Here is a 20,427-nt window from a genome sequence, read left to right on the forward strand (position 1 = left end):
AGCCACTTAGCCGATGACCTTAACGAGGTACGAGACCTTGTTGATCATGCCACGCACAGCCGGCGTGTCCTGCAGCTCGGAAACCGAGTTGAGGCGGCGCAGGCCGAGGCCGCGCACGGTGGCGCGGTGCGATTCGCGGGTACCGATCAGGCTCTTGACGAGCTGGACCTTGACAGTTTTTTCAGACATGGTGCCCACCTTAGCCCAGAATTTCTTCGACGGACTTACCACGCTTGGCCGCGATGTCAGCCGGCGTGGACTGCTTGCGCAGGCCGTCGAGCGTCGCGCGAACGAGGTTGTACGGGTTCGTCGAACCGTGGCTCTTCGCCACGACGTTCTGCACGCCCATCACGTCGAACACGGCGCGCATCGGCCCACCCGCGATCACGCCCGTACCGTCCTTCGCCGGAGCGAGGAGAACCGTCGACGCGCCGTGCTTGCCATGCACTTCGTGCTGCAACGTGCCGTTCTTCAGCGGCACCTTGAACATGTTGCGACGAGCCTGCTCCATTGCCTTCTGGACAGCGACCGGCACTTCCTTCGCCTTGCCCTTGCCCATACCGACGCGGCCGTCACCGTCGCCAACCACGGTCAGTGCGGCGAAGCCGAGAATACGGCCACCCTTCACGACCTTGGTCACGCGGTTGACCGAAATCATCTTTTCACGAAGGCCGTCGTCGCGCTCGTCAGCCTGAACTTTCGCTTGCATCTTTGCCATGACGAATTCCTTCCTTAGAACTTGAGCCCGGCTTCGCGCGCAGCATCAGCCAGCGCCTTCACGCGGCCGTGGTAGCGGAAACCCGAGCGGTCGAAGGCGACGGATTCGATGCCGGCAGCCTTGGCCTTTTCTGCAATACGCTTGCCGATCAGGGTCGCGGCAGCGACGTTGCCGCCCTTGCCCGACTGGTCGGCGAGTTGCGCACGCACTTCGGCTTCGAGCGTCGACGCACTGGCGAGCACCTTGGTGCCGCAGGGCGAAAACACTTGCGCGTAGATGTGCATGTTCGTGCGATGCACGGCCAGACGCGCGACCTGCAGCTCAGCGATCTTGATACGCGTCTGACGAGCGCGGCGCAGGCGAGATTGAGTCTTATCCATGATTGCGCACCCTTACTTCTTCTTCGTTTCTTTGAGGATCACAACCTCGTCGGCGTAGCGCACACCCTTGCCCTTGTAGGGCTCAGGCGGGCGGTAACCGCGGACTTCCGCAGCCACCTGGCCGACTTTCTGCTTGTCGATCCCCTTGATCACGATTTCCGTTTGCGACGGGGTCTCAGCCTTGACGCCTTCCGGCATCTGGTGCACCACGGGGTGCGAGAAACCCAGCGACAGGTTCAGCTTGTCGCCTTGCGCCTGAGCACGATAACCAACGCCAACCAGCGTCAGCTTGCGCTCGAAACCCTTCGTCACGCCTTGCACCATGTTCGCAATCAGCGCGCGCATCGTGCCCGACATCGCATTTGCTTCGCGGCTTTCGTCGGCCGGCTCCAGCTTCAGCGTGCCGTTGTCGTTCACCACCTTCACCAGGCTGTTCGCCGCTTGCGAGATCGTGCCCAACGGACCCTTGACGATAATGCGGTCGTCGCTGATCGTCGCCTCTGCGCCTTGCAGCGTGATCGGGCTCTTACCTACTCGAGACATGTTTCCTCTCCTTCGGCGTTAAGCGACGTAGCAGATGACTTCGCCGCCCACGCCAGTGGCGCGCGCTTTGCGATCGGTCATCACACCCTTGGGCGTCGAAACAATCGCTACGCCGAGGCCGTTCATGACCTGGGGGATATCGTTACGACCACGGTACACGCGCAGACCGGGCTTCGAAACGCGCTCGAGGCGCTCGATGACCGGACGGCCAGCGTAGTACTTCAACGCGATATTCAGCTCCGACTTCGCACCTTCGGTCTTCACCGCGAAATCTTCGATATAGCCTTCGTCCTTCAGGACCTGCGCAATCGCAACCTTGACTTTCGACGAGGGCATCGTCACCGAAACCTTCTCGACCATCTGCGCATTGCGGATGCGAGTCAGCATATCGGCGATAGGATCACTCATGCTCATTTATGTTTCTCCTATTACCAGCTCGCCTTGGTCAGGCCAGGGATCTCGCCACGGAATGCGATTTCGCGAATCTTGTTACGTGCGAGCCCGAACTTGCGGAACGTGCCACGCGGACGACCGGTGATCGCACAGCGGTTGCGCTTGCGAGTCGGGTTCGAGTTGCGGGGCAGTTGTTGCAGTTCGAGACGGGCTGCGTAGCGCTCTTCTTCCGACTTCGTTTGGTCGTCGATGATCGCCTTCAGCGCTGCGCGCTTCGGTGCGTACTTGGCCGCAAGGCGGGCGCGCTTCTTTTCACGTTCGATCAGTGCCAGTTTAGCCACAGTAACCTCAGTTTCTGAACGGGAACTTGAAGCTGGCGAGCAGTGCCTTTGCTTCGTCGTCGGTCTTCGCGGTCGTCGTGATGCTGATGTTCAGCCCACGCAGCGCGTCGATCTTGTCGTAGTCGATTTCGGGGAAAATGATCTGCTCTTTCACACCGATGTTGTAGTTGCCGCGACCGTCGAATGCACGGCCGGACACGCCACGGAAGTCACGCACACGCGGCAGCGCCACGGTCACGAAACGGTCGAGAAATTCGTACATTGCCTGGCCACGCAGCGTGACCATCGCGCCGATCGGATAACCCTGGCGAATCTTGAAGCCGGCGATTGCCTTACGGGCCTTCGTCACGACAGGCTTCTGACCAGCGATCTTCGTCAGGTCGCCCACGGCGTTCTCGATCACCTTCTTGTCAGCAACCGCTTCGCCAAGACCCATATTCAGGGTGATCTTGGTGATGCGCGGCACTTCCATGATCGACTTGTAACCGAACTTCTCGATCAGGCCGGGAACAACCTTCTCTTTATAGAATTCTTGCAAACGTGCCATTTTTTACTCCGCAGCGTCAGGCGCTCAGGACAGCACCGGTCGTCTTAAGGAAACGAACCTTCTTGTCCCCTTCGACCTTGATGCCGACACGCGACGGCTTGCCATTGGCATCCACCAGCGCGACGTTCGAAATATGCAGCGGCATCGCCTTCGCTTCCACGCCACCGGTCGTACCCTTCATGGGGTTCGGCTTCACATGCTTCTTCGCGATGTTGATGCCCTCGACGGTGACGCGATCTTCGCCAATAGCCAGCACGACGCCGCGCTTGCCCTTGTCCTTGCCGGTAATGACGACGACTTCGTCACCCTTGCGAATCTTGTTCATCGCGACTCCTTACAGCACTTCCGGCGCCAGCGAAACGATCTTCATGAACCGTTCGCTACGCAGCTCACGCGTCACCGGCCCGAAGATGCGGGTGCCGATAGGCTCAAGCTTGTTATTCAAAAGCACGGCGGCGTTGCCATCGAACTTGATCAGCGAGCCGTCCTGACGGCGCACGCCCTTGGCGGTGCGAACCACCACGGCGTTGTAGATTTCGCCTTTCTTCACGCGCCCACGCGGCGTTGCCTCTTTGACGCTCACCTTGATGATGTCGCCGATGCTGGCATAACGACGCTTCGAGCCGCCGAGCACCTTGATGCACATGACTTCACGCGCACCCGTGTTGTCGGCCACTTCAAGCCGAGATTCGGTCTGGATCATGGTTTATCTTTCCCAACTTAATCCGACTGCACCACCATGGCGCACCCGGTCAGTCTTGGTCCCGTCAGCCGTACTGCATTGCTCAGCTGCTTGGGGTAGAACAGCAGCGACGGCATAACGAAACCCGCCATCGCATTCCGGTGAAACCTGACAGCCACGGACTGACGCCGAGCCGCCTCCCTCCACCAATTTCGCCCGCGACGGGCTCCCATAAAGAGGGAAGACCGAGATTATAACAAACAATCTCGGTCTTGCAAGCGAAATCTACTGCGATTTCAAGTACTTCTACTGCTCAGTCCGGCTCGTGCTTAGATGACGCGGGCCGCTTCGACGAGGCGCGACACGGTCCAGGCCTTCGTCTTCGACACCGGACGGGTTTCCTGGATTTCTACGAGGTCGCCCTCGTTGTACGTGTTCGCTTCGTCGTGCGCGTGGTACTTCTTCGAGCGCACAACGTACTTGCCGTAGATCGGGTGCTTCACACGATGCTCGACGAGCACGGTGACGGTCTTGTCCATCTTGTTGCTGACGACCTTGCCGACCAGCGTCCGCTTGAGCGAGGTTTTTACGCTATCGTTCATTTCTGGTTCGCCTTCTGGGTCAGAACGGTCCGCACGCGCGCGATGTCGCGACGAACCTTCTTCAGCTGGCTCGTGTTCGTGAGCTGCTGGGTCGCGAGCTGCATGCGCAGACCGAATTGCGCCTTCAACAGGTCCGACAGCTCCTTGTTGAGCGCGGCCTGGTCTTTTTCCCGGAGTTCGGAAGCTTTCATCTTTTGCTCCTTAGGCGCCGAGCTGACGCACGGTGAAGGTCGTCTTCAGCGGCAGCTTCGCTGCAGCCAGACGGAACGCTTCGCGTGCCAGTTCTTCGGTTACGCCGTCCATTTCATAGAGCATCTTGCCCGGCTGGATCTCGGCGACGTAGTACTCCGGGTTACCCTTACCGTTACCCATACGTACTTCGGCCGGCTTTTGCGAGATCGGCTTGTCCGGGAAAATGCGAATCCAGATGCGGCCACCGCGCTTGATGTGACGCGTCATGGCACGACGCGCCGCCTCAATCTGACGCGCGGTCAGACGGCCGCGACCGACAGCCTTCAGGCCAAACTCACCGAACGAAACGGCGTTGCCGCGCGTCGCGATACCGGTGTTACGGCCCTTCTGCTCTTTGCGATACTTCCTGCGTTTCGGTTGCAGCATCGTTATTCTCCAGTCTTGCCGTCGCCTTCAGGCTTGCCGGCACCACGGCGAGGCGCGCCACGGCGTGCACCCGGGGCACCTTCGCCGTCACGGCGGCCACGGCGGTCGCCCGGACGTGCGTTGCGGCGCGGACGCTTCTCTTCGGCAACTTCCTCCACGACCGGCGCGTCGTTGCGGCCGAGCGTGTCGCCCTTGTAGACCCACACCTTGACGCCGATCACGCCGTACGTCGTCTTCGCTTCCGAAGTCGCGTAGTCGATGTCCGCACGCAGCGTGTGCAGAGGCACGCGGCCTTCGCGATACCACTCGGTACGGGCGATTTCGATACCGTTCAGACGGCCCGCGCTCATGATCTTGATGCCCTGGGCACCCAGACGCATGGCGTTTTGCATCGCACGCTTCATCGCGCGGCGGAACATGATCCGGCGCTCGAGCTGTTGCGTGATCGAGTCGGCGATCAGTTGCGCATCGGTTTCCGGCTTGCGGATTTCCTCGATGTTGACGTGCACGGGCACGCCCATACGCTTCTGCAGCTCCGACTTGAGCAGTTCGATGTCTTCGCCCTTCTTGCCGATGACGACGCCAGGACGCGAGCTGTAAATCGTGATGCGCGCGTTCTTCGCCGGACGCTCGATGACCACGCGGCCCACCGAAGCGTTCTTCAGCTTCTTCTTCAGGTATTCGCGAACACCGATGTCTTCCTTCAACATCGCCGCGAAATTGTTGTTGTTCGCGTACCAGCGCGAAGCCCAATTGCGGCTGACGGCCAAACGGAAGCCAGTCGGATGAATTTTCTGTCCCATCGTGTGACCCCTTAATTCCCGACCGTCACAGTGATGTGACAGGATTGCTTCTCAATGCGGTTGCCGCGGCCCTTTGCGCGCGCGGTGAACCGCTTGAGCGACGCTGCCTTGTCGACGTAGATGCTCTTGATCTTGAGCTCGTCGATATCGGCGCCCTCGTTGTGCTCCGCATTCGCGATCGCCGACAGCACGACTTTCTTCACGATGCCTGCCGCCTTCTTCGGCGAGAACGTCAGAACGTTCAGCGCCTTGTCGACCGGCAAACCGCGGATCTGGTCAGCCACAAGGCGCGTTTTCTGCGCCGAGATGCGGGCACCGCGATGAATTGCTTTCACTTCCATCTTGATTGCCCCTTATTTCTTGGCCTTCTTGTCGGCCGCGTGACCCTTGAACGTCCGGGTCAGTGCGAACTCGCCAAGCTTGTGGCCGACCATGTTTTCCGAGATGTACACCGGAACGTGTTGACGGCCGTTGTGCACGGCGATCGTCAGGCCGATGAAGTCCGGCAGGATCGTCGAACGACGCGACCAGGTCTTGATCGGTTTCTTGTCACGCGAAGCTGCAGCCGCCTCAACCTTCTTCAGCAAATGGGCGTCGCAGAACGGACCTTTTTTAACAGAACGTGCCATTGCTGCTCCTTAACGCTTGTGACGGCGCTGGACGATCATCGTCGTCGTGCGCTTGTTGCTGCGGGTGCGGTAACCCTTCGTCGGCGTGCCCCACGGGCTTACCGGGTCGCGGCCTGCAGCCGTCTTGCCCTCACCACCACCGTGCGGGTGATCGACCGGGTTCATTGCAACGCCACGCACCGTCGGGCGGATACCGCGCCAGCGGTTTGCGCCGGCCTTGCCGATCTGGCGCAGGCTGTGCTCTTCGTTGCCCACTTCACCGATCGTCGCGCGGCACTCCACGTGCACGCGGCGGATTTCACCCGAGCGCAGACGAACCTGCGCGTAGATGCCTTCGCGAGCCAGCAACATGGCCGATGCGCCAGCCGAACGCGCCATTTGCGCGCCCTTGCCGGGGAACATCTCGATGCAGTGAATCGTCGTACCGACCGGGATGTTGCGGATCGGCAGTGCGTTACCCGCGCGGATCGGTGCTTCCGAGCCCGACATGATCTGCTGGCCGACCGTCACACCCTTCGGCGCGATGATGTAGCGACGCTCGCCGTCTGCGTACAGAACCAGCGCGATGTTCGCGCTACGGTTCGGGTCGTACTCGAGACGTTCGACCTTCGCCGGAATGCCATCCTTCGTACGACGGAAGTCGATCACGCGATAGTGCTGCTTGTGACCACCACCCTTGTGGCGCGTCGTGATGTGGCCGTTGTTGTTACGGCCGGCGGTCGAGCTCTGCTTCGAGACGAGCGGCGCGAACGGCTTGCCCTTGTGCAGTTCCTTGTTGACCACCTTGACCATCGCGCGGCGGCCCGGCGAGGTCGGCTTAACTTTAACGAGTGCCATGATTACTTGGCCTCCGCTTCAAAGTTGATTTCCTGGCCGGGCTTCAGGCAGACGTAGGCCTTCTTCACGTCCTTGCGGCGACCCACGAAACGGCCAAAGCGCTTGCTCTTGCCCTTCGTGACCAGCACGTTGACGGATTTGACTTCCACCTTGAACAGCAGCTCGACAGCAGCCTTGATTTCCTGCTTGTTCGCGTCCGGCGCAACTTCGAACACAACCTGTTCGTTCTTGTCGGCAACCAGCGTCGCCTTTTCGGAGATCACCGGCGCGAGCAGAACCTGCATCAAACGATGATCGTTCTTGCGAATCTCGCTCATGACAGCAACTCCTCGATCTGGGCGACCGCAGCCTTCGTGATCAGTACTTTCTTGAAGTAGATCAGCGACAGCGGGTCGGCGTAACGCGGCTCGACAACCGCCACGTGGGCGAGGTTGCGCGACGCGAGGTACAGGTTTTCGTCGACCGTGTCAGTAATGACGAGCACGGACTCGAGACCCATAGCCTTGAACTTTTCGGCCAGCAGCTTCGTCTTCGGCGCTTCGAGCGTGAGGTCCTCGACCACCGAGATGCGGCCTTCGCGGGCCAGCTGCGAGAAGATGGAGCACAGACCTGCGCGGTGCATCTTCTTGTTGACCTTGTGCGAGAAGTTTTCTTCCGGCGAGTTCGGGAAGATGCGACCACCGCCGCGCCACAGCGGGCTCGACGACATACCGGCACGAGCGCGGCCCGTACCCTTCTGACGCCACGGCTTCTTGGTGGTGTGCTTGACGTCCGTGCGATCCTTCTGGGCGCGGTTACCGCTGCGCGCGTTCGCCTGGTACGCAATGACGATCTGGTGAATCAGGGCTTCGTTGTAGTCACGGCCGAACACGACGTCCGACGCGTTGACCGCGGCGCCTTCCTGACCATTGGCATTCAGGAGCTTAAGTTCCATTATTTCGCTCCTTTCTCGGCACGCGCTTTCACGGCCGGCGTCACGAAAACCTTGCCGCCCTTCGCACCCGGAACGGCACCCTTCACGAGCAGCAGCTTGCGGTCTGCGTCGATGCGAGCGATCTCGAGGTTCTGGACCGTCACGGTCTCGTCACCCATGTGACCAGTCATGCGCTTGCCCGGGAACACGCGACCCGGATCCTGCGCCATACCGATCGAGCCCGGCACGTTGTGCGAGCGCGAGTTACCGTGCGATGCACGGCCCGAACTGAAGTTGTAACGCTTGATGGTACCGGCGTAGCCCTTACCGATCGACACGCCCTGCACGTCGACCTTCTGGCCCACTTCGAACAGATCGGTGCCAACCACAGCGCCGGCGGACAGCTCGGCAGCCTTGGTGGCATCAATGCGGAATTCCTTGAGGATTTCACCGGCCTGAACACCGGCTTTGGCGAGATGACCTGCGAGCGGCTTCGTCACGCGCGATGCACGGCGCGTACCGAACGCAACCTGAACAGCCGTGTAGCCGTCGGTTTCAACAGTCTTGATCTGCGTCACGCGGTTGTCGGACACGTCCAGCACGGTGACGGGAATCGAATCCCCTTCAGCCGTGAAGATACGGGTCATGCCAACCTTGCGACCTACGAGTCCAAGGCTCATCGTTTTCTCCATTCCCGACTGCGATTGGTCGGGGCTAATTTACAAAGTGCCAGCTGATTACCGGGACTTGACGGACGCTTTCAGCGCCTTCAGGCCCACAGCAAAACACTGGCTTTTTGCGCAAATGCGCGAAAAGCCTAGCATTATAGCGAGGCCTTTCGTTTTTCGCAAGCAATCAATGACTTAGCGCCGCCCGTGTGAGCGGCAGCGCCTGAAACCCTTACTGCAGCTTGATTTCAACGTCCACGCCTGCCGGCAGATCGAGCTTCATCAGCGCGTCGACAGTCTTGTCCGTCGGGTCGACGATGTCCATCAGACGCAGGTGAGTACGGATCTCGAGCTGGTCGCGCGACGTCTTGTTGACGTGCGGCGAACGCAGGATGTCGAAACGCTGGATACGCGTCGGCAGCGGCACCGGGCCGCGGACGATTGCACCAGTCCGCTTGGCCGTGTCGACGATCTCGGCGGCCGACTGGTCGATCAGGCGGTAGTCGAAAGCCTTCAGGCGGATGCGGATTTTCTGGTTTTGCATGACGATTCCTTGAAAAAGAGCGAGGCGATGTTGCACCGCCGGATTAAGAAAGAACGTAGGACCGGACGCCTGCCGGGGAGGCAGGTGCCCGGCCCCGGGCACTTACTGCTGTTACTGCAAACCAGCGATTTTACTCGATGATCTTGGCGACGACACCGGCGCCGACGGTACGGCCACCTTCACGGATGGCGAAGCGCAGGCCTTCTTCCATCGCGATCGGTGCAATCAGCTTCACCGTGATCGACACGTTGTCGCCCGGCATCACCATTTCCTTGTCCTTCGGCAGCTCGATCGAGCCCGTCACGTCCGTCGTACGGAAGTAGAACTGCGGACGGTAGTTGTTGAAGAACGGCGTGTGACGGCCGCCTTCGTCCTTGCTCAGCACGTACACCTCAGCCGTGAAGTGCGTGTGCGGCGTGATCGAACCCGGCTTGGCCAGCACCTGGCCACGCTCCACTTCCTCACGCTTCGTGCCGCGCAGCAGGATACCGACGTTGTCGCCCGCCTGGCCCTGGTCCAGCAGCTTGCGGAACATTTCCACGCCCGTGCAGGTCGTCTTCACCGTCGGCTTGATACCGACAATCTCGATTTCCTCGCCAACCTTGACCACGCCACGCTCGACACGGCCCGTCACCACCGTACCGCGGCCCGAGATCGAGAACACGTCTTCCACCGGCATCAGGAACGCACCATCCACCGCGCGCTCCGGCGTCGGGATGTACGTGTCCAGCGCGTCGGCCAGGTTCATGATCGCCACTTCACCCAGCTCGCCCTTGTCGCCTTCCAGCGCCAGCTTGGCCGAACCCTTGATGATCGGCGTGTCGTCGCCCGGGAAGTCGTACTTCGACAGCAGCTCGCGCACTTCCATTTCCACCAGCTCGAGCAGCTCGGCGTCGTCCACCATGTCGCACTTGTTCAGGAACACGATGATGTACGGCACGCCCACCTGGCGCGCCAGCAGGATGTGCTCGCGCGTCTGCGGCATCGGACCGTCCGCGGCCGAGCACACCAGGATCGCGCCGTCCATCTGCGCTGCACCCGTGATCATGTTCTTCACGTAGTCCGCGTGACCCGGGCAGTCAACGTGGGCGTAGTGGCGGTTGGCCGTTTCGTACTCGATGTGCGCCGTGTTGATCGTGATGCCGCGGGCCTTTTCTTCCGGCGCCGCGTCGATCTCGTCGTACTTCTTCGCCTCACCGCCGAACTTCGCCGACAGAACCGTCGCAATCGCCGCCGTCAGCGTGGTCTTGCCGTGGTCAACGTGACCGATCGTGCCCACGTTCACGTGCGGCTTGGTCCGCTCAAATTTACCTTTAGCCATGTTTCTCTTCTTTCAAAAAAAGTGAATCGGTGACAGGACGCCGACGATTACTTCGCCTTCGCGTTGATGATCGCGTCGGCCACGTTACGCGGGGCTTCTGCGTAGTGCTTGAATTCCATCGTGTACGTTGCGCGGCCTTGCGTGAGCGAACGCAGCGACGTGGAGTAGCCGAACATTTCCGACAGCGGAACTTCGGCGCGCACGATCTTGCCGCCGCCCACCATGTCTTCCATGCCCTGCACGATGCCGCGGCGGCCCGACAGGTCGCCCATCACGTTGCCCATGTAGTCTTCCGGCGTCTCGACTTCGACAGCCATCATCGGCTCGAGCAGCACCGGCGTTGCGCGGCGCATCGCTTCCTTGAACGCCATGGAGCCAGCCATGCGGAACGCGTTTTCGTTCGAGTCCACGTCGTGGTACGAACCGAACGTCAGGTGGACCTTCACGTCCACGACCGGGAAGCCAGCCAGCACGCCGTTCTTCAGCGTTTCGACGATACCCTTGTCGACAGCCGGAATGAATTCACGCGGAATCACGCCACCCTTGATCTCGTCGAGGAACTCGTAGCCCTTGCCCTGCTCGTTCGGCTCCAGCGTGATGACGGCGTGACCATACTGGCCGCGACCGCCCGACTGCTTGACGAACTTGCCTTCCACGTCCTTCGCCGTGCTACGGATCGTTTCGCGGTACGCCACCTGCGGCTTGCCGACAGTCGCTTCCACGCCGAATTCACGCTTCATGCGGTCGACGAGAATTTCGAGGTGCAGCTCGCCCATGCCCGAGATGATCGTCTGGCCCGATTCCTCGTCCGTTTGCACGCGGAACGAAGGATCTTCCTGCGCGAGACGGTTCAGCGCGAGACCCATCTTTTCCTGGTCGGCCTTCGTCTTCGGCTCGACGGCCTGCGAGATCACCGGCTCCGGGAACACCATGCGCTCGAGCACGATCGGGTGGGCGGGATCGCACAGCGTGTCGCCAGTGGTCGCTTCCTTCAGGCCCACAGCCGCGGCGATGTCGCCCGCGCGCACTTCCTTGATTTCTTCGCGCTGGTTGGCGTGCATCTGCAGAATACGGCCAAGGCGTTCCTTCTTGTCCTTGGTCGAGTTCAGCACCGTGTCGCCCGAATTCACCACACCCGAGTAGACGCGGAAGAAGATCAGCTGGCCGACGAACGGATCCGTCATGATCTTGAACGCGAGCGCCGAGAACTTCTCGTCGTCCGACGCCTTGCGCTCCGCCGTTTCGCCGCTTTCGAGTTCGCCCTTCACCGGCGGGATGTCGACCGGCGACGGCAGGAAGTCGATCACAGCGTCGAGCATGCGCTGCACGCCCTTGTTCTTGAACGCGGTGCCGCACAGCATCGGCTGGATTTCACAGGCGATCGTGCGATCACGCAGCGCCTTGACGATTTCCGCTTCGCTCAGCTCTTCGCCGCCGAGGTACTTTTCCATCAGCTCTTCGCTGGCTTCGGCGGCGGATTCGATCATCTTCTCGCGCCACTCGTTGCACGTATCGACGAGTTCAGCCGGGACGTCGACGTAGTCGAACTTCGTGCCTTGCGACGCTTCGTCCCAAATGATCGCCTTCATCTTCAGGAGGTCGACGACGCCCTTGAAGTTTTCTTCCGAGCCGATCGGCACCACGACGGGAACCGGGTTCGCCTTCAGGCGGGTCTTCAGCTGGTCGTAGACCTTGAAGAAGTTCGCGCCGGTACGGTCCATCTTGTTGACGAACGCGAGACGGGGCACCTTGTACTTGTTCGCCTGGCGCCACACCGTTTCCGACTGCGGCTGCACGCCGCCCACGGCACAGTAAACCATGCACGCGCCGTCGAGCACGCGCATCGAACGCTCCACTTCGATCGTGAAGTCGACGTGGCCCGGGGTATCGATGATGTTGATCCGGTGTTCCGGATAGTTGTTGCCCATGCCCTTCCAGAAGGCAGTCGTAGCAGCGGACGTAATCGTGATGCCCCGCTCCTGTTCCTGCTCCATCCAGTCCATGGTTGCAGCGCCGTCGTGCACTTCACCGATCTTGTGGTTCACGCCGGTGTAAAACAGGATGCGCTCGGTCGTCGTCGTTTTGCCGGCGTCGATGTGAGCGCTAATACCGATATTGCGGTAGCGCTCGATGGGAGTCTTGCGAGCCACTTTGTTCCTCTATGGGGTTGGCAAACCGGGAATCCGTCTGCGGATATATAGGCCCGATGCGCCTTAACACAAACGGGCGAGGCGCTTTTCAAGCGCACCCGCCCGGAATTTCTTTCCGTTAGACCCGAAGTCGGGACGCTTAGAAACGGAAATGCGAGAACGCCTTGTTGGCTTCCGCCATCCGGTGAACTTCGTCGCGCTTCTTCATTGCGCCACCACGCCCTTCGGACGCTTCCAGCAGTTCACCAGCGAGACGCAGTGCCATCGACTTCTCGCTGCGCTTCTTCGCGGCCTCGCGCAACCAACGCATCGCCAATGCCATACGACGCGACGGACGCACTTCGACCGGAACCTGATAGTTCGCACCACCCACGCGGCGGCTCTTCACTTCCACCACCGGCTTCACGTTGTTGAGTGCGACAGTGAACACTTCCAGCGGGTCCTTGCCACCCTTGGTCTGGATCTGCTCGAAAGCGCCGTACACGATACGCTCGGCAACCGACTTCTTGCCCGAGAGCATCAGCACGTTCATGAACTTTGCTACTTCGACGTTACCGAATTTCGGATCCGGCAACACTTCCCGCTTGGGGACTTCGCGACGACGCGGCATGTTTCTTCCTTTACTTTTTCAGTTGGAGCGGCGATTTGCGCCTGCCCCGCGGCCACCAACTAACCCGATTCATCCATGAAGACTTACCAGCCTGGTCGGGTGACCACTTACTCGACAGCACCGGCGAATCCGGCACCACCGCCTTCCATCGCCCGTGAAGGCGACATCCCGACTGCTTACTTCGCAGCCTTGGCGCGCTTCGCGCCGTACTTCGAACGAGCCTGCTTACGATCCTTGACGCCCTGGGTATCCAGCGAGCCGCGAACCATGTGGTAACGCACACCCGGCAAGTCCTTGACACGGCCGCCGCGGATCAGCACAACCGAGTGTTCCTGCAGGTTGTGGCCTTCACCACCGATGTACGAGATCACTTCGAAGCCGTTCGTGAGACGAACCTTGGCGACCTTACGGAGTGCCGAGTTCGGCTTCTTCGGCGTCGTGGTGTACACACGGGTGCACACGCCGCGACGCTGCGGGCAGTCCTGCAAGGCCGGGCTCTTGCTCTTCGCGACTTCCGAAGTGCGGCCTTTGCGAACCAGTTGATTGATGGTTGGCATTGTTTATTCCTGAAATTGAACAAAATCGACGCATCCATTTCCGGGCAAAGCGAAAATCGATACGTTTCGAATCTCCGAACGGGAAAACCACCGGCAGCGTGACCAATAGGAACGAACGCACGCCGACATCCCAAGAACCGGAACCCAGCATCATATTCGGGAAATGCCAAGCGCGTCAATAGCTTGCAGCATTTCTGATGTTGTGACGGACGGCCTCCGGCGTCTCCGCAATTAGTCCGCGCTCACGACCTCGAGAAGTTCGTCGCCGAACCGTTCCAGCTTACGGGCCCCAATGCCAGGAATATGGCGCAGGTCGTTAATGGTGTCGGGATGCACGCGGGCGATTTCCGCCAGGGTTGCGTCGTGAAATATGACGTAGGCCGGTACGCCCTCGCTCTTCGCCGTAGCGGTTCGCCACGCACGCAGCCTGTCCCAGCGCGCACGCTCGTGTGCGCTCATGCCGAGCGTCGGGTCGGCGCGCTCGCTGGTGCGGCCGGACGCTTGCCGTGCGCGGGCCGGCTTGACGTAGCGCCGCATCGTCACGGCCTCCTCGCCCTTGAGCACCCGCTTGCTCGCCTCCGTGAGCACGAGCGAGCCAAAGCCGTCATGGTCGACCGCCAGGTAGCCAAAGGCGACGAGTTGCCGGAAGATGGCGCGCCATTCCGCTTCGGAAAGCGCTGCACCGATGCCGAAGGTACTGAGCTGCTCGTGCCCGCGCTGAAGAATCTTTTCGTTGCGGTTGCCGCGCAGAATGTCGATGAGATGCCCGGCGCCGAAGTGGAAGCCGCTCGCACGCTGCGCGCGGAAGACGCATGAGAGCGCCATTTGCGACTCGCGCGTCGCGTCCCATGTGGCCGGAGGCTCGAGGCAGGTGTCGCAGTTGCCGCACGGCCCCGACTCTTCGCCGAAGTAGGCGAGCAGCCGCACGCGCCGGCACGCAGCGGTTTCGCACAGGCCGAGCAGCGCGTCGAGCTTGCTCGTCTGCACGCGCTTGTGCGCGTCGTCGGCGTCGGACTCATCGATCATCTTGCGCTGCTGCACGACGTCGCCCAGCCCATAGGCCATCCATGCGTTTGCAGGCAGACCGTCGCGACCTGCGCGTCCGGTTTCCTGGTAGTAGCCCTCCACGCTCTTTGGCAAATCCAGGTGCGCAACGAAGCGAACGTCGGGCTTGTCGATGCCCATGCCAAAGGCGATCGTCGCGCACATCACGATGCCCTCTTCGCGCTGGAATATCTCCTGGTGTTCCTGTCGCACGGCGAATTCCATGCCGGCGTGGTACGGCAGCGCGCGGATGCCTTGCCCTTTCAGCCACTCTGCCGTTTCTTCGACCTTGCGGCGGGACAGGCAATACACGACGCCGGCGTCGGTGGTGCCGTCCGCACGCGTGTGTTCGGCCCGAATGAAATCGAGCAACTGGGTGCGCGCATTGTCCTTTTCGACAATGCGATAACGAATGTTGGGCCGGTCGAAACTCGAGACGAAAATGCGCGCTTCGTCGAGCGCGAGACGATGCACGATTTCGTCGCGCGTGATGGCGTCCGCAGTAGCCGTTAGCGCGATGCGCGGCACCGCCGGAAAGCGCTCGTGCAGCACAGATAGCTGGATGTATTCGGGCCGGAAGTCGTGCCCCCACTGCGACACGCAATGCGCTTCGTCGATGGCAAAGAGGCCGATGCGTGCGCGCTCGAGCAGTTCGAGAAAGCGCGGCGTCATCAAGCGTTCCGGCGCGACATAGAGAAGGTCGATGTCGCCCTCTCGCAGCGCACGCTCCGTGGCAGCGGCCTCCGCGCCCGACAGCGTCGAGTTCAGGTAAGCGGCACGCACACCCACCTCGGTGAGCGCTGCAACCTGGTCCTGCATGAGCGCAATGAGCGGGGAGACCACGATGCCCGCGCCCTGCCCCGCCTCCCGCCGCACGAGCGACGGAATCTGATAGCAAAGCGATTTGCCGCCGCCCGTGGGCATCAGCACGAGGGCGTCGCCGCCGCTCGCCACATGTTCGACGATTTCGCCCTGCTGCCCCCGGAACGCGGGATAACCAAAAACTTCGTTGAGAATTTCGAGCGAGCGGGACATGTAGGCGGAAGAGAACGGGCAATGCGGATCAGCCGGAATTCTACCAACGCGAGGCGCCGGTCATGCAGGGCATCGGACTGCGTTGGCCATGCGGACGATGCCATACGTCGGCAAAGACAAGCCGGCGTCGCATGCGAGACACCGGCGAGCGAGCGAATGCGAGGCAAGAAATAAAAAAGCCGCCCAGTCGAAACTGGACGGCTTGTGCAAAGCGGTCATCCGAAGCGGCTCGCGCCGCTTGCGGATTACTCGCCCGTGTGAGGCTGCTGCTCGGCGGCCGGGGCTTCCGGCGTACCGAAGTCGAACGCCTCTTCGGCCGCGATCTGGTCGAAGCGCTCGCGATCGGCCATCTCCTTGCTCTTGCGTGCCTTGTGGAACGCAAGGCCCGTACCGGCCGGAATCAGGCGACCGACGATCACGTTTTCCTTCAGGCCACGCAGATCGTCGCGCTTGCCCATGATTGCCGCCTCGGTCAGCACGCGGGTCGTTTCCTGGAACGACGCAGCGGAGATGAACGAGTCGGTGGACAGCGACGCCTTCGTGATACCCAGCAGCACGTTCTCGTACGTGGCCGGACGCTTGTCGTCCGCGATCATCCGGTCGTTCTCGTCGAGCATGTCGGAACGCTCGACCTGTTCGCCCGGAATGAAGCGCGTATCGCCGTTGTCGACGATCTGCACGCGGCGCAGCATCTGACGCACGATCACTTCGATGTGCTTGTCGTTGATCTTCACGCCTTGCAGACGGTACACGTCCTGCACTTCGTCCACGATGTAGCGCGACAGCGCCTCGACGCCCTGCAGACGCAGGATGTCGTGCGGATCCGCCGGTCCGTCCACGATCATTTCGCCCTTGTTGACGACCTGACCATCGTGCACCAGAACCTGCTTTTCCTTCGCGATCAGGAACTCGTGCTGGTTGCCCTCGAGGTCCGTGATAACGAGACGCTGCTTGCCCTTCGTGTCCTTACCGAACGACACCGTACCGGTGACTTCCGCCAGGATACCCGCGTCCTTCGGCGAACGGGCTTCGAAGAGTTCGGCCACACGCGGCAGACCGCCGGTAATGTCACGCGTCTTCTGCGATTCCGTCGGAATACGCGCGAGCACTTCACCGACCTGCACCTGCTGGCCGTCCTTCACCGTGATCAGTGCGCCGACCTGGAAGCCGATCTGCACCGAGTGCTCGGTACCCGGAATCTTCACTTCTTCGCCGCTGGCGTCGAGCAGTTTCACCTGCGGACGCACGCTCTTCGAGGCCTGCGAACCGCGGCGCTTCACGTCGATCACGACGAGCGTCGAAAGCCCCGTCACGTCGTCGATCTGCTTGGCCACCGTCACGCCTTCCTCGACGTTCTCGAACTTCACCGTACCGCTGTACTCGGTGATGATCGGGCGCGTCATCGGGTCCCACGTGGCGAGCTGCGTGCCGGCCTTGATCTGCGCACCGTCGAGCTGGAGCAGCGTGGCGCCGTAAGGCACCTTGTGACGCTCGCGCTCGCGGCCGTGATCGTCGGCGATGATCGCTTCGCCCGAACGCGAGATGACGATCTGCTCGCCCTTCGCGTTGGTGACGTAGCGCATCGAGGCAGTGAAACGCACCGTACCGTTGCTCTTCGCTTCGACCGACGAGGCGACTGCCGCACGCGAAGCCGCGCCACCGATGTGGAACGTACGCATCGTGAGCTGCGTGCCCGGTTCGCCGATCGACTGCGCCGCAATCACGCCAACCGCTTCGCCGACGTTCACGAGCGAGCCGCGGCCGAGGTCGCGGCCGTAGCAGGCCGCGCACAGGCCGTAACGCGTTTCGCAGGTGAGCGGCGTACGCACGCGCACTTCGTCGATGCCGAGGCGTTCGATTTCCTCGACCGCAACTTCGTCGAGCAGCGTGCCCGATTCGTACAGCGTTTCCTGCGATTCGGGATTGACGACGTCCGCCACCGCCACGCGGCCGAGAATCCGGTCACGCAGCGCTTCGACCACTTCGCCGCCTTCCACCAGCGCCTTCATCGCCACGCCGTTCGAGGTGCCGCAATCGTCCTCGACCACCACGAGGTCCTGCGTCACGTCGACGAGACGACGCGTCAGGTAACCCGAGTTCGCGGTCTTCAGTGCCGTATCAGCCAGACCCTTACGTGCACCGTGGGTCGAGATGAAGTACTGCAACACGTTCAGACCTTCGCGGAAGTTCGCGGTAATCGGCGTCTCGATAATCGAGCCGTCCGGCTTCGCCATCAGGCCGCGCATACCGGCCAGCTGACGAATCTGCACCGCCGAACCCCGGGCGCCCGAGTCGGCCATCATGTAGATCGAGTTGAACGACTCCTGGCGCGTCTCGTTGCCGTCGCGGTCCGTTACCGGCTCCGTCGACAGCTGCTCCATCATCGCCTTGCCGACCGCTTCCGACGTCGCCGACCAGATGTCGACCACGTTGTTGTAGCGTTCCTGCGCGGTGACGAGACCCGACATGTACTGACGGTCGTACTCCTTCACCTTCTTCGCGGCGTCGCCGACGATGGTTTCCTTCTGCGGCGGCACGAGCATGTCGTCCACGCAGATCGAAATACCGGCGCGCGTCGCGAGACGGAAACCCGACTGCATCAGCTGGTCGGCGAACACCACCGTCGCGCGCAGACCGCACTTGCGGAACGCCGTGTTGATGAGGCGCGAGATTTCCTTCTTCTTGAGCGGCTTGTTCAGCACCGAGAACGGCAGGCCGTGCGGCAGGATTTCCGAGAGGATCGCGCGGCCGACAGTCGTCGCATACAGCGAGATCTTCGGCACGAACTGCGGCGCACCTTCCGACGTGTCTTCGTTGCGGACCATTTCGGTAATCCGCACGTTGACGCGCGATGCAAGCTCGACTTCCTTGTTCTCGTACGCGCGCAGCGCTTCCGACACGCCCGTGAACGTCATGCCTTCGCCCTTCGCGTTGATCGCCTCGCGCGTCGCGTAGTACAGACCCAGCACGATATCCTGCGACGGCACGATCGACGGATCGCCGTTGGCCGGGAACAGCACGTTGTTCGACGCGAGCATCAGCGTGCGCGCTTCCATCTGCGCTTCGAGCGACAGCGGCACGTGAACGGCCATCTGGTCACCGTCGAAGTCGGCGTTGAACGCCGCGCAGACGAGCGGGTGCAGCTGAATGGCCTTACCTTCGATCAGCACCGGCTCGAAAGCCTGAATGCCGAGACGGTGCAGCGTCGGCGCACGGTTGAGCATCACCGGGTGCTCGCGGATCACCTCTTCGAGGATGTCCCACACCACCGCCGTCTGGTTTTCGACTTCCTTCTTCGCCGCCTTGATGGTCGTTGCCACGCCCATCACTTCGAGCTTGTTGAAGATGAACGGCTTGAAGAGTTCGAGCGCCATCAGCTTCGGCAGACCGCACTGGTGCAGCTTCAGCGTCGGGCCCACCACGATGACCGAACGGCCCGAGTAGTCCACGCGCTTGCCCAGCAGGTTCTGACGGAAGCGACCGCCCTTACCCTTGATCATGTCGGCGAGCGACTTCAGCGGACGCTTGTTCGCACCCGTCATCGCCTTGCCGCGACGACCGTTGTCGAGCAGCGAGTCGACGGCTTCCTGCAGCATGCGCTTTTCGTTGCGCACGATGATTTCCGGTGCCTTCAGCTCGAGCAAACGCTTCAACCGGTTGTTACGGTTGATCACGCGGCGATACAGGTCGTTCAGGTCCGATGTCGCGAAACGGCCGCCGTCGAGCGGCACGAGCGGACGCAGTTCCGGCGGCAGCACCGGCAGCACTTCGAGAATCATCCACTCGGGCTTGATGCCCGAACGCTGGAAGGCCTCGAGCACCTTGAGGCGCTTCGCGTACTTCTTGATCTTCGCTTCGGAACCCGTGTTCTTGAGTTCCGTGCGCAGCGTCTCGACCTGCTCGTCGATGTTGATCGAACGCAGCAGTTCGCGCACGCCTTCCGCGCCCATCTCGGCACGGAATTCGTCGCCGTATTCCTCGACCTTGTTGTAGTAATCCTCTTCGGTCATGATCTGCCGCGCCTTCAGCGGCGTCATGCCCGGATCGATCACCACGTACGCTTCGAAGTACAGCACGCGCTCGATGTCGCGCAGCGTCATGTCGAGCACCATGCCCAGACGCGATGGCAGCGACTTCAGGAACCAGATGTGCGCAACGGGCGAGGCTAGTTCGATGTGGCCCATGCGTTCGCGACGCACCTTGGCGAGCGTCACTTCGACGCCGCACTTCTCGCAGATCACGCCGCGGTGCTTGAGGCGCTTGTACTTGCCGCACAGGCACTCGTAGTCCTTGATCGGGCCAAAGATCTTGGCGCAGAACAGGCCATCGCGTTCCGGCTTGAACGTACGGTAGTTGATGGTCTCCGGCTTCTTGACTTCACCGAACGACCACGACCGGATCTTGTCGGGCGAGGCCAGACCGATCTTGATCGCATCAAAAACTTCTTCTTGTTGGACTTGCTTGAATAGATCGAGCAAAGCTTTCATCGCTT

General features: G+C 61.4%; 26 protein-coding genes. All 26 read right to left on the minus strand.

The features are described 5' to 3' along the window. Positions 1–6: 6 nt before the first annotated feature. Positions 7–189 carry a 50S ribosomal protein L30 gene (gene rpmD / locus P2869_RS15890; RefSeq protein ID WP_004202755.1) on the minus strand — a complete coding sequence of 61 codons (183 nt, stop codon included), beginning with the start codon at positions 187–189 and terminating at the stop codon, positions 7–9. A gap of 10 nt (positions 190–199) precedes the next feature. Next, positions 200–718 carry a 30S ribosomal protein S5 gene (gene rpsE / locus P2869_RS15895; RefSeq protein ID WP_004197945.1) on the minus strand — a complete coding sequence of 173 codons (519 nt, stop codon included), beginning with the start codon at positions 716–718 and terminating at the stop codon, positions 200–202. Between the two features lie 14 nt (positions 719–732). Beyond that, positions 733–1,098 (minus strand): 50S ribosomal protein L18, encoded by a 366-nt coding sequence (gene rplR, locus P2869_RS15900; protein ID WP_017777168.1) that lies wholly within the window; start codon positions 1,096–1,098, stop codon positions 733–735. Positions 1,099–1,110: 12 nt separating this feature from the next. Beyond that, positions 1,111–1,641, minus strand: a complete 531-nt coding sequence (gene rplF, locus P2869_RS15905; RefSeq protein ID WP_017777167.1) for a 50S ribosomal protein L6 — start codon at positions 1,639–1,641, stop codon at positions 1,111–1,113. A gap of 18 nt (positions 1,642–1,659) precedes the next feature. Beyond that, positions 1,660–2,055, minus strand: coding sequence for a 30S ribosomal protein S8 (rpsH, locus tag P2869_RS15910; protein WP_017777166.1), 396 nt, complete (start codon positions 2,053–2,055; stop codon positions 1,660–1,662). 14 nt (positions 2,056–2,069) lie between these two features. Beyond that, positions 2,070–2,375, minus strand: coding sequence for a 30S ribosomal protein S14 (rpsN, locus tag P2869_RS15915; protein ID WP_017777165.1), 306 nt, complete (start codon positions 2,373–2,375; stop codon positions 2,070–2,072). 7 nt (positions 2,376–2,382) lie between these two features. Further along, positions 2,383–2,922: a 50S ribosomal protein L5 gene (gene rplE, locus P2869_RS15920; protein ID WP_017777164.1), complete on the minus strand. Its 540-nt coding sequence runs from the start codon at positions 2,920–2,922 to the stop codon at positions 2,383–2,385. Positions 2,923–2,938: 16 nt separating this feature from the next. Beyond that, positions 2,939–3,247 carry a 50S ribosomal protein L24 gene (gene rplX / locus P2869_RS15925; protein WP_017777163.1) on the minus strand — a complete coding sequence of 103 codons (309 nt, stop codon included), beginning with the start codon at positions 3,245–3,247 and terminating at the stop codon, positions 2,939–2,941. Positions 3,248–3,256: 9 nt separating this feature from the next. Further along, entirely contained in the window at positions 3,257–3,625 is a 369-nt protein-coding gene (rplN, locus tag P2869_RS15930; protein ID WP_004197951.1) for a 50S ribosomal protein L14, read from the minus strand. Between the two features lie 308 nt (positions 3,626–3,933). Beyond that, positions 3,934–4,206, minus strand: coding sequence for a 30S ribosomal protein S17 (gene rpsQ / locus P2869_RS15935; protein WP_009888377.1), 273 nt, complete (start codon positions 4,204–4,206; stop codon positions 3,934–3,936). Beyond that, complete coding sequence (gene rpmC / locus P2869_RS15940; RefSeq protein ID WP_017777161.1) at positions 4,203–4,397, minus strand: 50S ribosomal protein L29; 195 nt, start codon at positions 4,395–4,397, stop codon at positions 4,203–4,205. Before rpmC ends, rpsQ begins: the two co-directional genes overlap by 4 nt. Positions 4,398–4,407: 10 nt before the next feature. Further along, on the minus strand, positions 4,408–4,824 hold the full coding sequence (gene rplP, locus P2869_RS15945) for a 50S ribosomal protein L16 (RefSeq protein ID WP_017777160.1): 417 nt from the start codon (positions 4,822–4,824) through the stop codon (positions 4,408–4,410). 2 nt (positions 4,825–4,826) lie between these two features. Beyond that, a complete protein-coding gene (rpsC, locus tag P2869_RS15950) occupies positions 4,827–5,627 on the minus strand; it encodes a 30S ribosomal protein S3 (protein ID WP_017777159.1) in 801 nt (266 codons plus the stop codon). An 11-nt stretch (positions 5,628–5,638) separates the two neighbouring features. Further along, positions 5,639–5,968, minus strand: a complete 330-nt coding sequence (rplV, locus tag P2869_RS15955) for a 50S ribosomal protein L22 (protein WP_004199272.1) — start codon at positions 5,966–5,968, stop codon at positions 5,639–5,641. A 12-nt stretch (positions 5,969–5,980) separates the two neighbouring features. Continuing rightward, positions 5,981–6,256: a 30S ribosomal protein S19 gene (gene rpsS / locus P2869_RS15960; RefSeq protein WP_004199273.1), complete on the minus strand. Its 276-nt coding sequence runs from the start codon at positions 6,254–6,256 to the stop codon at positions 5,981–5,983. 9 nt (positions 6,257–6,265) lie between these two features. Next, the gene (rplB, locus tag P2869_RS15965; protein WP_017777158.1) at positions 6,266–7,093 is read right to left on the minus strand and encodes a 50S ribosomal protein L2; all 828 of its coding nucleotides are present in this window, start codon (positions 7,091–7,093) and stop codon (positions 6,266–6,268) included. 2 nt (positions 7,094–7,095) lie between these two features. Beyond that, on the minus strand, positions 7,096–7,410 hold the full coding sequence (gene rplW, locus P2869_RS15970; RefSeq protein WP_017777157.1) for a 50S ribosomal protein L23: 315 nt from the start codon (positions 7,408–7,410) through the stop codon (positions 7,096–7,098). After that, positions 7,407–8,027, minus strand: coding sequence for a 50S ribosomal protein L4 (rplD, locus tag P2869_RS15975; RefSeq protein WP_017777156.1), 621 nt, complete (start codon positions 8,025–8,027; stop codon positions 7,407–7,409). Before rplD ends, rplW begins: the two co-directional genes overlap by 4 nt. Then, on the minus strand, positions 8,027–8,686 hold the full coding sequence (rplC, locus tag P2869_RS15980; RefSeq protein WP_026121917.1) for a 50S ribosomal protein L3: 660 nt from the start codon (positions 8,684–8,686) through the stop codon (positions 8,027–8,029). Before rplC ends, rplD begins: the two co-directional genes overlap by 1 nt. A 220-nt stretch (positions 8,687–8,906) precedes the next feature. Beyond that, entirely contained in the window at positions 8,907–9,218 is a 312-nt protein-coding gene (gene rpsJ / locus P2869_RS15985) for a 30S ribosomal protein S10 (RefSeq protein WP_017777154.1), read from the minus strand. Positions 9,219–9,348: 130 nt separating this feature from the next. Then, the gene (gene tuf / locus P2869_RS15990; protein WP_017777140.1) at positions 9,349–10,539 is read right to left on the minus strand and encodes an elongation factor Tu; all 1,191 of its coding nucleotides are present in this window, start codon (positions 10,537–10,539) and stop codon (positions 9,349–9,351) included. Between the two features lie 47 nt (positions 10,540–10,586). Next, complete coding sequence (gene fusA / locus P2869_RS15995; RefSeq protein ID WP_017777152.1) at positions 10,587–12,689, minus strand: elongation factor G; 2,103 nt, start codon at positions 12,687–12,689, stop codon at positions 10,587–10,589. A gap of 139 nt (positions 12,690–12,828) precedes the next feature. Then, complete coding sequence (gene rpsG, locus P2869_RS16000; RefSeq protein WP_017777151.1) at positions 12,829–13,299, minus strand: 30S ribosomal protein S7; 471 nt, start codon at positions 13,297–13,299, stop codon at positions 12,829–12,831. 176 nt (positions 13,300–13,475) lie between these two features. Continuing rightward, entirely contained in the window at positions 13,476–13,856 is a 381-nt protein-coding gene (gene rpsL, locus P2869_RS16005; protein WP_017777150.1) for a 30S ribosomal protein S12, read from the minus strand. A gap of 231 nt (positions 13,857–14,087) precedes the next feature. After that, entirely contained in the window at positions 14,088–15,935 is a 1,848-nt protein-coding gene (gene recQ / locus P2869_RS16010) for a DNA helicase RecQ (RefSeq protein WP_277596960.1), read from the minus strand. A 245-nt stretch (positions 15,936–16,180) separates the two neighbouring features. Then, positions 16,181–20,422 carry a DNA-directed RNA polymerase subunit beta' gene (gene rpoC / locus P2869_RS16015; protein ID WP_277596961.1) on the minus strand — a complete coding sequence of 1,414 codons (4,242 nt, stop codon included), beginning with the start codon at positions 20,420–20,422 and terminating at the stop codon, positions 16,181–16,183. Positions 20,423–20,427: the final 5 nt, after the last annotated feature.

The organism is Paraburkholderia sp. SUR17 (assembly GCF_029536165.1).
Taxonomy (GTDB): domain Bacteria; phylum Pseudomonadota; class Gammaproteobacteria; order Burkholderiales; family Burkholderiaceae; genus Paraburkholderia; species Paraburkholderia kururiensis.